Annotated in this window: 12 protein-coding genes; 7 read left to right on the top strand and 5 right to left on the bottom strand. The window is 31.4% G+C overall.

The genetic code is table 11. The annotated features are described in order from the left end of the window. The first annotated feature begins 81 nt into the window (after nucleotides 1-81). Nucleotides 82-1,380, top strand: a complete 1,299-nt coding sequence (locus RMO70_RS16415) for an MFS transporter (protein ID WP_310557526.1) — start codon at nucleotides 82-84, stop codon at nucleotides 1,378-1,380. 39 nt (nucleotides 1,381-1,419) lie between these two features. On the opposite strand, the gene RMO70_RS16410 is transcribed toward RMO70_RS16415, so the two are convergent. From RMO70_RS16410 to RMO70_RS16390, 5 genes are read right to left on the bottom strand one after another with little or no spacing between them, the layout of a single operon-like run. After that, on the bottom strand, nucleotides 1,420-3,816 hold the full coding sequence (locus RMO70_RS16410) for an outer membrane beta-barrel family protein (protein ID WP_310557525.1): 2,397 nt from the start codon (nucleotides 3,814-3,816) through the stop codon (nucleotides 1,420-1,422). Between the two features lie 24 nt (nucleotides 3,817-3,840). Then, on the bottom strand, nucleotides 3,841-4,578 hold the full coding sequence (locus tag RMO70_RS16405) for a head GIN domain-containing protein (protein ID WP_310557524.1): 738 nt from the start codon (nucleotides 4,576-4,578) through the stop codon (nucleotides 3,841-3,843). Between the two features lie 11 nt (nucleotides 4,579-4,589). After that, nucleotides 4,590-5,657, bottom strand: coding sequence for a hypothetical protein (locus RMO70_RS16400; RefSeq protein WP_310557523.1), 1,068 nt, complete (start codon nucleotides 5,655-5,657; stop codon nucleotides 4,590-4,592). After that, nucleotides 5,641-6,177 (bottom strand): anti-sigma factor, encoded by a 537-nt coding sequence (locus tag RMO70_RS16395; RefSeq protein WP_310557522.1) that lies wholly within the window; start codon nucleotides 6,175-6,177, stop codon nucleotides 5,641-5,643. The genes RMO70_RS16400 and RMO70_RS16395 overlap by 17 nt, the downstream gene beginning before the upstream one ends. After that, entirely contained in the window at nucleotides 6,174-6,728 is a 555-nt protein-coding gene (locus RMO70_RS16390; protein ID WP_310557521.1) for a sigma-70 family RNA polymerase sigma factor, read from the bottom strand. The genes RMO70_RS16395 and RMO70_RS16390 overlap by 4 nt, the downstream gene beginning before the upstream one ends. A gap of 137 nt (nucleotides 6,729-6,865) precedes the next feature. On the opposite strand from RMO70_RS16390, the gene RMO70_RS16385 reads away from it, so the two are divergent. The 6 genes from RMO70_RS16385 to rpsA form a co-directional block, all read left to right on the top strand. Next, entirely contained in the window at nucleotides 6,866-7,804 is a 939-nt protein-coding gene (locus RMO70_RS16385) for a DUF6252 family protein (RefSeq protein WP_310557520.1), read from the top strand. Between the two features lie 196 nt (nucleotides 7,805-8,000). Continuing rightward, complete coding sequence (gene lon / locus RMO70_RS16380; protein WP_310557519.1) at nucleotides 8,001-10,451, top strand: endopeptidase La; 2,451 nt, start codon at nucleotides 8,001-8,003, stop codon at nucleotides 10,449-10,451. Nucleotides 10,452-10,559: 108 nt separating this feature from the next. After that, nucleotides 10,560-11,576, top strand: coding sequence for a type IX secretion system protein PorQ (gene porQ, locus RMO70_RS16375; protein WP_310557518.1), 1,017 nt, complete (start codon nucleotides 10,560-10,562; stop codon nucleotides 11,574-11,576). A gap of 171 nt (nucleotides 11,577-11,747) precedes the next feature. Continuing rightward, nucleotides 11,748-12,428, top strand: a complete 681-nt coding sequence (gene cmk / locus RMO70_RS16370) for a (d)CMP kinase (protein ID WP_310557517.1) — start codon at nucleotides 11,748-11,750, stop codon at nucleotides 12,426-12,428. 76 nt (nucleotides 12,429-12,504) lie between these two features. Beyond that, the gene (locus RMO70_RS16365; RefSeq protein WP_310557516.1) at nucleotides 12,505-13,758 is read left to right on the top strand and encodes a nucleoside permease; all 1,254 of its coding nucleotides are present in this window, start codon (nucleotides 12,505-12,507) and stop codon (nucleotides 13,756-13,758) included. Nucleotides 13,759-14,132: 374 nt separating this feature from the next. After that, on the top strand, nucleotides 14,133-15,478 hold a 1,346-nt coding region (gene rpsA, locus RMO70_RS16360; protein WP_310557515.1), incomplete at its 3' end, for a 30S ribosomal protein S1.

Raw genomic sequence — 15,478 nt, 5'->3', positions numbered from 1 at the left:
TAATTATATTTGGATTTTAAAAAATAATATCAAAAGTCAATTGCAATAACAAAAATCAATAAAACCAAAAAAAATCTAATAATGGCAAATCTTCAAAAAGGTGATAAAAAATTACTAAACGCTTGGGCATTTTACGATTGGGCAAATTCGGTTTATACCTTGGTTATTATATCAGCTATTTTTCCAATTTTCTATGCTAATTTATTTTCAAAATCAAGTACAGATATTATAGTTTTTGGTATAACACTATCAAATACAGCTTTAATAACTTTTATTACAGCATTTGCATTTTTAGTTATTGCAATTATGTCTCCCATTTTATCTGGAATTGCTGATTATATTGGAAATAAAAAGAAGTTTTTGCAAATTTTTTGCTACACAGGTTCTTTCTCTTGTTTAGGATTGTACTTTTTTGATTTAGAGAATATATATCTAGGATTATTCTTCTATTTTTTTGCGTTAATTGGTTTTTGGGGAAGTTTGGTTTTCTATAATTCGTATTTGCCAGATGTAGCTTTCAAAGAACAACAAGACGGTTTGAGTGCCAAAGGGTATTCGATGGGTTATATAGGAAGTGTTATTTTATTGATCATTTGTTTGTTTTTAGTAATTGGGAAAGAAGGAGAAGAAGCTGTAAAAGCGATGCGATTGTCATTTGTGCTTACTGGAATTTGGTGGATGATTTTTGCTCAATATACCTTTTATTATTTACCGAAAGGCAATCATAATGATGAAAAAGTAACAAAATCAGTTTTCTTTAATGGTTTTAAAGAACTTATAAAAGTGAAAAATCAACTTTTCGAGAATGCGTCTTTAAAAAGGTATTTAATTGCGTTTTTCGTATACAGTATGGCGGTTCAAACTGTAATTTTAGTCGCAACTTATTTTGGAGAAAAAGAAATTTTGTGGGAAACCGATTCTCAAAAAAGAATGGGCTTGATTGTTAGTATTCTTGTTATTAATTTAGTGGCAGTTTTAGGTGCGTTTTTAACGTCTAAAGCATCTAATAAATTTGGAAATATTCCAACATTAATAGTCGTAAATGCCATTTGGGTTGTGATTTGTGTTTTCGCTTATTTTGTAACTTTACCCATACATTTTTATGTAACCGCTGGATTTGTAGGATTAGTTATGGGTGGAATTCAAGCACTTTCACGATCGACTTATTCTAAATTTTTACCTGAAACCGAAGATACTGCTTCGTTTTTTAGTTTTTATGACGTTACTGAAAAAGTAGGAATCGTTATTGGAATGTCAATTTATGGAATTATCGACCAAGTGACAGGTTCTATGCGAAATGCTATTCTTTTTCTAGGATTGTTTTTTGTTATTGGATTAATTTTATTATTTCGAGTTCCTAAAAAAAGCGTTCAGAAATAACCGAACGCTTTTTAGCAAACCACTAACATTCAATAGATTCTAATTCCTATTGCCTTCTTTTGTATTTCTTATTTTAAATTGTTTTTCACTAAAACGGTATACCATATTGAAATTAAACCTTTCGGCATTTCGACTTGAAATTCTATTCAAAAGATAATTTTGATTGGTAGTTAACTGATTTTCTATTCTTGAGTCAAAAATGTTTGTGGCATTGAATGCAATAGTAAGTTTGTTCGATAAAAAGTTTTTGTTTAGTGATACATTCACATAATACTGCGAATTTGTCAATGTTTGTGAATTTCTATTTTCCCCTTGATATTGAATAAAACATTGAAAATTGATTTCTTTTGGAAGTTTTATTTGTGATCTGAATTGAAACTCCCAGTATCGATTTGAAAAATTATAATTTTGACTTTCAAATATTCCTTCTTGGGAAAATCCATAATAATTGAAATTTGAAAATAACTTCAACATCTTTATTGGACTATAATTTATTGAAGTTTCAAGGCCAAATCTGTTCTCTAAATTTAAATTTATGGGTTTTGATACAAACGATTGATTGCTATCTTGATACACATAATTTTGGAAAAAATCTTTTGTTCGATGGTAATAGGTAGAGGAACTTATAGAAAGATTCTCAAAATTTTTATTAAATTGAATTTCAAAAGCATTTGTGTAAGCAGGATTCAAATCGGGATTTCCAACAGTTTGAAACGTAAAATCTTTTATTTCGTTAAATGGATTTAAAATCCAAATTGAAGGTCGGTTTATTCTTTTGCTATAACTAAGTTGAACACTTGTTTTTTCTGTAAAATTATATGCTAAATGCAACGTTGGAAACAAATTACTGTATTTGATATTCTTGACAAACAATTGATTCGTATCATTTATTTTTACCAATGTATTTTCGTTTCTCACTCCTAAAAGATAATTGAATTTCCCTATTTCGTTTCCATACTGAATATAGGCTGCTGAAATGGTTTCATTATATTTCAAATCATTATTTAATCCATTAAAAATAAACCATTCATTGCCAATAAAATTTTCTGCGAGATAGACATTGGCAACATTTCGGAGTTCGCCTTTTAATCCAAACTCAATTTTAGATTTTTCTGAAATAGGATGTGCATAATCGGTTTGTAAAACAAAATCTTTATTACCATTTTTAGTATTAGTTCTCAATTGTCCAGAATTTTCAATAGTAGGCAATATTTTAGTTGTATTGATAATCCAGTCTTTGTTACTATTCCAAAAATCATATTGAAAATCAATAGTCAATTTTCTGTCTTTTGTATTAAATGTTTTTAAATAATTCAATTCCAGCTGATTGTAACTCCTTTTTTCTAATGAATTTCCATTTCGAACCAACAGACTATCTAATTTATTATCATTTAAGTAGTTGTAATTAAGTGTCGAATTATCAGTGTCTTTTGTATTATTTATATTGTAAGCAGCGGTTATTGTATTTTTATCATTAATAAAATAATCAAAACCACCATAAAATGATTTTCCTTCATCATTTCGATTTTCATTTTCAGTTTGTTTTAATGATGTATTCAATCCCAAAGGATTGTATATTTGATTTGAACTGTAGGTTCCAACATAATCTGTATACCGTAGACCAACGGTTGCAAATAAATTAATTTTGTTATTTTTATAATTTAAAGAAGATCCTATTCTAGAATCAATGGGAGCTCCTGACATCAAAGAAACTTGCCCAATAATACCTTCTTTTTTGTTTTTCTTTAATACAATATTCAATATTCCTGCTGAACCTGATGCTTGAAAACTAGCTGATGGATTTGTAATCACCTCAATATTTTCAATGTTTATTGCAGGAATTTGATCTAAAGCATTGTTTAGTGTCAATCCTGATTGTCTTCCGTTTACTAACACAATAACATTTGGGTTTCCTCTCAAACTGACTTGCCCATTAGCATCAACAGTTACTGACGGAATATTTTCTAATATTCCTAATGCAGAATTGCTCTGTGCCAGTAAATCTTTTCCAATAGTAAATACTTTTTTGTCTCGTTTAAAAGTGATTGCACTTTTTTCTTTTTGAATTAGTACTTCATTTAATACCGATGCATCTAATTCTAATTTTACGATTCTAACATTGTATTTTTTAGTATTGGCATCCAAAATAATTTCTTTCGAAAAAGTTTTAAAACCAGTATAACTAATTTCTAAAATCAATTTTTGGAGCGGAAGATTATTGATTTCAAATTTTCCATTTTCAAATGCTATACTTCCTACTAAGATTTTTTTTTCTAGATTATAAATATTTATATTAGCAAAAGGAAGTGGTGCTGACGTGTCATCTAAAATTCTACCAGAAACCACTCCTTCTAAATTTTCATTATTTTGTGCTAGTATTGAAAAATTAATACAGAAAAATAGTATTAAAATTTTTAATTTGATTTTTTTTTTCATTTTTATTTAAATTCTAATAAAAGTCTATCCTTTTTTAATATTTCCTGAACCACTGACTTTGGTGTCTTTGTTTTTTGGCTCGCCTGAGTAAAATATATCTCCAGAACCAGAAACTCTAGCGTTTAAATTTCCAGAGCAATTGACTTTAATGTCACCAGAACCCGAAATTCCTGCTTCGACATCATTTACTATTAAATTGCTTGCAGTAATATCGCCTGATCCCGAAATTGAAACCGTCAATTTATCTGATTTTCCTTTTAATCGAACATCGCCAGAACCTGATAATTTTGCTTCAACATCATTAGCTTCTATATCAAGATTCAAATCACCTGATCCTGATAATGTTGCTGTAAATTTGTCTGTTTTTATTAAATTTTTTGTATTCACATCACCAGAACCTGACAAAGAAACGGCACTAATTTTGTCAAAAGGAACTGTTATTAAAATTTTATTTCCTTTGCTTGGTTGCAAGTTTTTCCCTTTTTCTTGATAAATTTTCAAGACATTGCCTTCGACTTCTATTTTTATATAAGGCATTAAATTTTCTTCGGCTTGAACTGTAATTTCACCTTCTTTTCCTGCAATTAAATCGACATCATAATACCCTTGCAATTTGATTTCGTCATATTCAGCAGTTGTTCTTCTTTCATTTTTTTGGTTTCCATTTCCTTTAATTTTCTCCCAGTTTCCCCAAGATTGTGCATTAGTAATTGTGGATGCGAACAGTAATAATACAATTGATAATTGAATTGAATTTTTCATAATTTTAGTTTTTAGTTTTTATTTTTTATTAAATTTATATTTCCGTATCTTGAATTTATGATCAACTTATTGACTCCTTTTTTTCCGTGAAAACCATTTATTTGTTTGGCGTTTTTGATTTCTTCTTTGTTATTTATTTCCAAATCATTACCGTGTTTAAATTCACCATATTTTGTTGAAACATCAAAATCGAAATCATAATTTGGACTGTAACCAATAGTTATGTTACTGTAACCAATATCAATAGTAGCGTTATTAGCTTTTTCATTAATAGTATCAATCGAAATTTGACTGTAATTGGTTTCCAATTTGAGCGTATTAAAAATTTCTGCAATATGTATGGTCAAATAATTTCCAGAAGCATTTAACGAATTGACTTTACCAAATTTTAATTTTCCATAATTGGAATCATAACTGATATTTTGACCTTCGCCAATATAAACATCAGTGTAATTGGAGTCTAAGAATAGTTTGGTTACTTCGTTGATTTTCAAGCCAGAATATCTAGCATCAATAGTTCCGTTTTTAATGTATTCAACGGTTGAATTTGGACAATATCCTAATTCGATACTAGTATTACTTCCGTTGAGTCTGCCTAATGTTATCTTGCCGTATTTGCATAGAATATTTGAATTATTAGTTAGATTACCTGTTATGATATCCCCATATTTATTGTTAAGATTTACACTGCCGTTTTTAGGGATTTTTATGGTGTAATTAATTTCAAAACTATTCGTATTTCCATTGTTGTAAAAGTCAGATTGTGCAATAATTGTTTTTGCTGAAACCAAATTTTTTAAAGCTTGAATTTCTACATTAATATCATCAATACGTTTATTGACCCATTTTTCAGAATTGCCACTTACTTTAATCAAAACATCAATTTCTATTTTGTCTTCATCCCAAGTGGTTACAAAAATGTTTCCGTAGGAGTTGTCAATACTTATTCCAGCATCAGTATTTACAAAATAAGCTTTTTTAATATTTTTTTGTTTTGAGAACCCAAATTCTTCATCGTTTGCCAATCCAAAAAATGGAATTAGAAAGGACAGTAGGAATATTTTAAATTGTTTTTTCATTGGAAGTATTTTTAATTTTTTCATTGTTTTCAATATTTGTCATTACATTTTGCAAAAAAGAAATTCGAGTTTGTAAATTGCTAATCATTGCAAAAATGATTTGTTTGCTTTCACCATTTACTTCTAGTTCTTTTTTAATACTTTCATAATCGGCGTCAAAAGTTTTCATTTGGAGCATTGCATCGTCAATTATCATTTTGTTTTCAGGTGAATTATTTTCTTTAATTTTTAACAATTGCTGATTAATCATTGCATTAAAAACAGAATCTGTTTCTCTGGTTTCACTGGAAGCAAATTCCAAATTATTAGTTTTTTCTTCAGCATTAAAAAAGAAAACAATACCAAAAGAAAGCAATATGGTTGCTGCAATTCCCACTGTAAACCATAGTTTTTGTTTTGGTTTCTTCTGATTCAGTTTTTCAAGAAACGCATCGTCGTGGTTTTCATTCAATTCATTGATATCCCATTCATTCTGAAATTTATCAAACAACTGATTTATTTTGTCCTCTTCATTTTTCATATTTCTGTCAATTTATGGCGTAAACTTTCTTTGGCCCTACTTAATGTTGTTCTGCAATTAGCATAACTAATATTTAGGATTTCACTTATTTCTTCCTGATCGTAACCTTCAATAAAAAATAAGGTCAAAACCATTCTGTAATTCTCTTTTAACGAATTCATAGCGTCAAGAATTTGTGCCACTTTCAAATTTTTGAAATCCAAATTGTCTGTTATGTTTTCAGACGAATCTTCAATCTTAAATACATTTTTTTCAAAATCATCATACGTAATTCGATTATTTTTTTTGTAAAAATCAATACTATAATTTACTATAATTCTTTTCAACCAAGCCCCAAAAAGGACTTCCTGTTTGTAATCGTTAATTTTTGTAAAAGCTTTCAGAAATCCTTCTTGCATAACATCTTGCGCAAAATGTTCGTCTTTCACAATACGGTAAGCCACATTATACATCGCTTTGCAATAGCGATTGTATATTTCAAATTGTGCCAGCTGATTTTTCTGTTTGCACAATGCAATTAAGTGTTCTATATTTTGATTGGCTAAACTCAAATAACGGATTTATTTGTATTAAAGACTTGTTACTTTTTTGATTGTTACACTTTTGTAAAAATAATTTAATAATTTTTTTAAGATGCATTATATAGTATATATTTGCAAAAATTTATTAATAAATTAAAACCTACAAAATGAATAAATTAAAACAAATTTCAGTTTTTATACTGATGTTTACTGTACTATTTTTTGCTGCATGTAATGTGGAGCCTTATGAAGGGACTATACCTAATCCAACACCAACAGTTTCTACAGGTGAATTTAAAGTAGATTTTGACGGACAAACTTATGTTGCAAGCTTTACACAGGCTATTGTTAATAATGATTACGTATCAATTACAGGCTTAAAACCTTCAGGAGAGTTTTTCCAAATCACTATACCAAATGCTAGGGTAGGTACTTATACTTTAGGTACTAATTCAACAAATTTTGCCTTAATATATTCAACAGGTTCAGGAAATACTCCATTTATAGCTGTTAATGACAATACGGGTAGTTTTGCAAACTTTCCAAACTATACAGATACTGCACAAATTGTGATATCGAATATTGATACAATTAACAAGAAAATATCAGGAACATTTAAATTTACTGGAGTTAAATTTACAGATACTACTGGTGCCACAATAACTACAAAAGTTTTCACAAATGGTTCTTTTACAAATTTATCTTATACCGCAGATGTAATTACAACTCCAACAAATAATACTTTTACTGCAAAACTTGACGGAGTTAATTTTGTACCTACTAATATAACTGGAATTAAGCAAAGTAGTTTGATATCCGTTATTGGTAGAAGAGGAAGTATTGAAAATATTGGGTTAGCATTTCCTGACAATACCACTGCAGGTACAACATATGATTTTACACCATTTGATGACGAAAGAGGTCAATACATTATGGATGGAACAACATCAGGAATTTTTGGTGGAACAGGCACTATGACAATTACTTCTCATAATGCCAGCACAAGAAGAGTAAAGGGAACCTTTAGTTTTGAGGCAGAAACGCTATTGGCTCCATTTTTAACACGAAATATAACAGAAGGAACATTTGATGTAACTTATTTATAAACTCTGTTGATTATTTAAAAACCGTCTAGTAAAAAAAACTAGACGGTTTTTTTATGGCATAATCCTTGACTTATTATATTGAAATCCTATTAAATAATTTTCTTATTTATTGATTTTCAACTTAATAATTGTTTGAATGTAGTATTTTTACATTTCAAATATTCATTGTTTAATGACAAAATGACCTAAATATAATATGTCTCAACAAAAAATAATTACCATTGACAATTTGTCACTTCAAGAATTTGATTCCGAAGCTGATTTAATTCCATTACTTACCCCAGAAGATGAGGAAGAAATGTATAACGAAGAATTGCCTTCGGATTTACTGATTTTACCACTTCGCAACACCGTACTTTTTCCTGGCGTAGTAATTCCTATTACAGCGGGTCGTGATAAATCCATAAAGTTGATTGATGCAGCCAATGCAACTAACAAAATTATTGGAGTGGTTTCTCAAATAAATGAAGAAGACGAAGATCCAGCTCAAGACGATATTAATAAAATAGGTACTGTTGCTAGAATTCTTCGTGTTCTAAAAATGCCTGATGGTAACGTAACAGTAATTCTTCAAGGAAAAAAACGTTTCGAAATTGACCAAGTTACCGCAACGGAACCCTATCTAAAAGCAACAATTAAAAACGTTGCAGAAGAAAGACCTATAAAAAAAGACAAAGAATTTTTAGCAATAATAGATTCTGTTCGGGATTTAGCCATTCAAATTATTACTGAAAGCCCAAATATTCCTACCGAAGCTACTTTTGCTATTAGAAATATAGAAAGCAATTCTTTTTTAATAAACTTCGTTTCATCCAATATGAATCTTTCTGTGGTCGAAAAACAAGAATTATTAGAAATTAATAATCTAAAAGAGAGAGCACTTGCTACTTTAAAATACATGAACTTGGAGTTCCAAAAACTGGAACTTAAAAACGATATTCAGTCTAAAGTACGTTTCGATTTAGACCAACAGCAAAGAGAATATTTCTTGCATCAGCAAATGAAAACCATTCAAGAAGAATTGGGAGGCGTTTCGCAAGAAGAAGAAATCGAAGAAATGCGAACCAAATCGAAAACCAAAATTTGGGATGAAAAAACACAAAAGCATTTTGATAAAGAATTGTCAAAAATGCAACGTTCCAATCCTCAATCCCCTGATTTTGGTATCCAAAGAAACTATTTAGAATTATTTCTTGATTTACCTTGGGGGCATTACTCTAAAGATAAATTCGATTTAAAACGTGCCGAAAAAATATTGAATAGAGATCATTTTGGGTTGGAAGATGTTAAAAAAAGAATGATTGAACATTTAGCGGTTTTGAAACTTCGAAACGATATGAAGTCGCCAATTCTTTGCCTTACAGGACCTCCTGGAGTTGGAAAAACATCTATCGGAAAATCGATTGCCGAAGCTTTGGGTAGAGAGTATGTTCGTATTTCACTTGGTGGATTGCGTGATGAGGCTGAAATTCGTGGACACCGTAAAACGTATATTGGTGCTTTGCCAGGAAGAATAATTCAAAGTTTGAAAAAAGCGGGAACATCGAATCCTGTTTTTGTATTGGACGAAATCGATAAATTGTCTAACAGTAATCAAGGCGACCCTTCATCTGCATTATTAGAAGTGTTAGATCCAGAACAAAATAGCGACTTTTATGATAATTTCCTTGAATTAGGTTACGATTTGTCCAAAGTTATGTTTATTGCTACTTCAAACAATATGGCAACCATTCAACCCGCTTTAAAAGACAGAATGGAAGTTATTAAAATGTCAGGTTATACTATTGAAGAAAAAGTAGAAATTGCCAAGCAACATTTGTTTCCAAAACAATTGGCAGAACACGGTTTGACTTCAAAACATTTAAGTATTGGTAAAAAACAATTAGAAAAAATTGTGGAAGGCTATACTCGAGAATCAGGTGTACGTGGGCTCGAAAATAAAATTGCTCAAGTAATCCGAAACGCAGCCAAATCGGTTGCTATGGAAGAAGAATACAACATAAAAGTAACTGACGAAGATATTGTTAAAATACTTGGTGTTCCTAGAATGGGAAGAGATAAATCGGAAAGCAACGATGTGGCTGGTGTCGTTACTGGTTTAGCTTGGACGAGTGTTGGTGGTGATATTTTGTTTATAGAATCACTGATTTCTCCTGGAAAAGGAATTATGACTATTACAGGTAATTTAGGAACCGTTATGAAAGAATCGGCAACCATTGCTTTAGAATATATCAAAGCGAATGCAGAACTTTTAGGTTTAAATTCTGAAATGTTAGGCAAATACAACATTCACTTACATGTACCAGAAGGCGCAACTCCAAAAGACGGACCAAGTGCAGGAATCGCTATGCTTACGTCATTAGTTTCTGTTTTTACACAGAAAAAAATCAAAAAAAGCCTAGCAATGACTGGCGAAATAACATTGCGTGGAAAAGTATTGCCAGTTGGCGGAATCAAAGAAAAAATACTAGCCGCAAAACGAGCTAATATTAAAGAACTCATTTTGTGTCACGAAAATAAAAGTGATGTTGATGAAATAAAAGCGGAGTATCTAACAGGTTTAACCTTTCATTATGTAAAAGAAATGCACGAAGTACTTGCAATAGCAATTACCAAAGAAAAGGTTAAAAATGCCAAAACGTTATAATTTCTAACGTTTAAAAATAATTTAAAAACGGCTAGATTTTAGTCGTTTTTTTTATAAAAAATAATATCTTCGCTTTTGCGTTATCTATTTGTAAAACGACAATCATAAATGTTCAAAAAACTCTTTTTCTTACTTCTAAATCTCACATTTATTTCAACTTACAGTCAAGTAGGGGGTAGAGGAGTTTATCAATTTTTGAATTTAGTTTCTTCTCCAAGGCAAGCCGCTTTAGGAGGTAAAACAATTACAACCTACGATTATGATGTCAACCAACCTTTATTCAATCCAGCATCAATTAACCCTGAAATGGATGGTCGGGTTGCACTCAATTATGGCAGCTATTTAGGCGATGTCAAATACGGAACAGCTGCTTATGCTTATACTTACGACAGGCATTTACAAACTTTTCACGCAGGAATTAGCTATATTAATTATGGAAAATTTGACGGGCGTGATGAATTAGGACAACCCACAGGGAATTTTTCGGCAAACGAAATTGCGCTTTCGTTTGGTTATGCTTACAATATCCCCTTCACAAAACTACATTTGGGGGCTAATGCAAAGTTAATCGCATCAACCCTTGAGAGTTACAAATCCTATGGTGTAGCTCTCGATTTAGGAGCCATTTATATTGACGATCGAAATGATATAAATTATGCATTAACCATTCGTAATTTTGGAACACAATTAAAATCCTACGCAGGCAATAGCGAACCATTACCGTTTGAAATTGCCGCAGGAATCTCACAAGAACTTGAAAACGTTCCCGTCCGTTGGCACCTTACACTCGAAAATTTGCAACAATGGAATGTTGCATTTTCTAATCCAGCAAGAGGCGAGCAAACCATCGACGGTGCTCTAATACCTGAAAAAGTCAGTTTCTTAGGAAACGCAATGCGTCATGTAATATTTGGAGTCGAATTGTTTCCTCAGAAAGCATTCAATATCAGATTAAGTTATAATTTCCGTCGTGCTGCCGAACTCAAAATACTAGAGCAACGCACATTTTCAGGGATTTCAGCAGGATTTGGAATCCGTTTTAGCAAATTTAGATTTGATTATTCCTATTCCAGATATACCTTGGCGTCAAACACCAGTTTGTTTGGTCTAATGATTAATTTGTAGTTTTTTAGAAGCACAACAATTCCGTTTTTAGGAACATTATACCTGCTGTACGTTGCAATCTTTTATTATTTTGTTTCCTACGACAAGCTCAGGATGACAAAATAATAAAAGGATTTTCACTTCCATCAGGGCTAAAATAGTTACTTTTGCGTTTTTATTAAACACTCAAAATTGAAAAAAATAACCATAGCCATCGACGGCTTCTCCTCCACAGGAAAAAGTACCTTAGCCAAACAACTTGCCAAACATTTAGGCTATGTTTTTGTGGATACAGGCGCAATGTATCGTGCAGTAACATTATACGCAATTCAGAATAACTATATTAATTTAGAGTATTTTGATACGGAAAGTTTAAAAGCTGATTTGACAAAAATAAAACTTGAATTTCAATTCAATCCAGAACTAGGCTTTGCCGAAATGTACCTCAACAATAAAAACGTTGAAAAAGAAATCCGTACCATCGAAGTATCTAATTTTGTGAGCAAAGTAGCCGAAATATCCCAAGTTCGAGCCAAACTAGTCGAACAACAGAAAGAAATGGGGAAAAACAAAGCAATCGTAATGGACGGTCGTGATATAGGAACGGTGGTTTTTCCTGATGCAGAACTCAAAATATTTATGACCGCAAGTGCACAAACTCGGGCACAACGACGGTTTGATGAAATGGTGTCAAAAGGAGAGTCTATATCTTTTGAAGAAGTACTCAAAAACGTTCAAGAGCGAGATTACATCGACACACACCGTGAAGATTCACCATTAGTAATGGCTCATAATGCTATTGAAATAGACAATTCTAATATAACTAGAGAAGAGCAATTTCAAATTGTTCTTGATTTGGTTAACAATATTTAATCAAAACTATTTGTAAAGTTATTTTATTTGTTAGTTTTACGATTCGATAACGTTATAATAATTTAATATTTTAAAAATGAACATAAAGAATAGGCTTACTATAATGAGTTTTTTGCAGTTTTTTGTATGGGGAGCTTGGTTAATTACTATAGGAAATTATTGGTTTGGTACAAAACAATGGAGTGGAGGAGAGTTTGGAGCCATTTTTTCAACATTAGGTTTTTCTTCAATCATTATGCCTGCTTTGACAGGGATAATCGCTGATAAATTTTTAAATGCTGAAAAATTATATGGAGCTTTACATATTTTAGGAGGCTTGATATTGGCTTGTATTCCAATGGTTGATAATCCAACCACTTTTTTTTGGGTAATTTTTGCAGCAATGCTTTGTTATATGCCTACGATTTCTTTATCAAATTCAGTGGCTTATAATATTCTTAAAAATAACAATTATGATGTCATAAAAGTTTTTCCACCCATTCGTGTTTGGGGTACAATTGGATTTATAGCGGCTATGTGGTTGACTAATTTGTCAGGAAATAAGGCGTCAGCAAATATGTTTTATATCGCTGCTTTTGCCGCAGTTGTACTGGGTATTTATTCTTTTACATTGCCTAAATGTCCACCACAAAAATTAATTGATGAGGACTCCTCTTTTGCTAAAAAAATAGGTCTTGATGCTTTTAAATTATTTGGAACCTATAAAATGGCATTATTTTTTGTGTTTTCAATGTTTTTAGGAGGAGCTTTACAATTAACAAATATGTATGGAGATACCTATTTGTCAGAATTTGCAAACGTTCCTAAATATGCTGATTCATTTGTAGTCAAATATTCGACAATAATTATGTCCATTTCACAAATATCTGAAACACTCTTTATTTTAGCAATTCCATTTTTCTTAAAACGTTTTGGGATCAAGCAAGTAATGTTAATTAGTATGTTGGCTTGGGTGTTGCGTTTTGGTTTATTCGCTTATGGCGATCCTGAAGGAGGATTATGGATGATTATTATGTCATGTATTGTTTACGGAATGGCATTTGACTTCTTTAATATTTCAGGTTCATTATTTATCGAAACCACTACGGATTCAAAAATTAGATCAAGTGCTCAAGGTTTATTTATGATGATGTCTAACGGTTTTGGAGCTTTTTTTGGAGGCTTAATTAGTGGTTTTGTCATTGATAAATATTTTACGCATAATAATCTGAGAGACTGGCATAATATCTGGTTGGCTTTTGCTGCCTATGCATTGGTTATTGCTATTTCATTTGCAATTTTGTTCAAACACAAACACGACCCTAAAGCAATTGAAAATGTAAGTCATTAAAAAGACAAAGCGTTTGATTAGTCAAGCGCTTTTTTATTTTAAAGCGTAATGCTTGTTGTCTAGCCCCGATAGAGCCAAATATCCTTTTTGTTTTGCGCTGAGCAATCCTGAGCAGTGTCGAAGGGCGAAGTGCAAAACAAAAAGATATTGGCGAAAGCGGGTGAATGTTCCTAAAGACGGTAATGTTCTGCTCCTAATGCTATTTACCTATATTATATTGCTATTCCTTTGCAGTTTAATAAAAAAGAATTACTTTTGCAGTCCAAAATGCAGAGTAGAGTTTCGTTTGGAAATCAATTATTTATGTAAACCACTTTTGTTTTTCTATCGCGTAAAGAAACTCACGAAAAACAAAATACAAATTTTTATCAGACATGTCTGAAACATTAAAATCACAAGAGCAGTTTTTAGCAGATTTCAACTGGCACAATTATTCTGAAGGAATAGATGCCGTTGATGAGAAAAACTTAAGAGAATTTGAAGAACTAGTTGCAAAAACTTTCATTGCAACAGATCAAGAAGAAGTAGTTGAAGGAGTAGTTGTAAGAATTACAGACCGTGATGTTATCGTTGATATCAACGCTAAATCAGAAGGTGTAATTTCTTTAAACGAATTCCGTTACAACCCATCACTTAAAGTAGGTGATAAGGTAGAAGTATTAATTGATGTTCGTGAGGACAAAACAGGTCAATTGGTATTATCTCACCGTAAAGCACGTACTATCAAGGCTTGGGATAGAGTTATATCTGCAAACGAAACTGGAGAAATCGTTAATGGTTTCGTGAAATGTAGAACAAAAGGTGGAATGATTGTTGACGTTTTTGGTATTGAAGCTTTCTTACCAGGATCTCAAATCGATGTGAAACCTATTCGTGATTACGATCAGTATGTGAACAAAATGATGGAATTTAAGGTGGTGAAAATCAACCACGAATTCAAAAACGTTGTTGTTTCTCATAAAGCACTTATCGAAGCGGATATTGAAGTACAGAAAAAAGAAATTATTGGTCAATTACAAAAAGGACAAGTATTAGAAGGTGTTGTTAAAAACATTACTTCTTATGGTGTGTTTATTGATTTAGGTGGTGTTGATGGATTAATCCACATTACAGATCTTTCTTGGTCAAGAATCAATCACCCAAGTGAAGTTCTTGAGTTAGACCAAAAATTGAATGTTGTAATTCTTGATTTTGACGATGAGAAAACAAGAATTCAATTAGGTTTAAAACAATTAAACGCTCACCCATGGGATGCATTAAATGCAGAATTGAATGTAGGTGATAAAGTAAAAGGTAAAGTAGTTGTACTTGCTGATTACGGAGCATTTATTGAAGTAGCTGAAGGTGTTGAAGGTTTAATTCACGTTTCTGAAATGTCTTGGTCTACGCACTTGCGTTCGGCTCAAGATTTTGTAAAAGTAGGAACTGAGGTTGAAGCTGTTATCTTAACTCTTGACAGAAGCGAACGTAAAATGTCGTTAGGTATCAAGCAAATGACGCAAGATCCTTGGACTGATATTACAGCTAAATACCCAATAGGTTCTAAACATACAGGAACGGTAAGAAACTTTACAAACTTTGGAATTTTCGTAGAATTAGAAGAAGGTATCGACGGATTGGTTTACATTTCTGACTTATCTTGGACTAAAAAAATCAAACATCCATCAGAATTTATCGCTGTAGGCGAAAAATTAGACATTGTAGTTCTTGAACTAGATGT

The organism is Flavobacterium sp., from assembly GCF_031422135.1.
Classification (GTDB): Bacteria; Bacteroidota; Bacteroidia; order Flavobacteriales; family Flavobacteriaceae; genus Flavobacterium.
The sequence above is the reverse complement of the archived record's forward strand: the minus strand, read 5'-3'. Positions and strand labels throughout refer to the sequence as shown.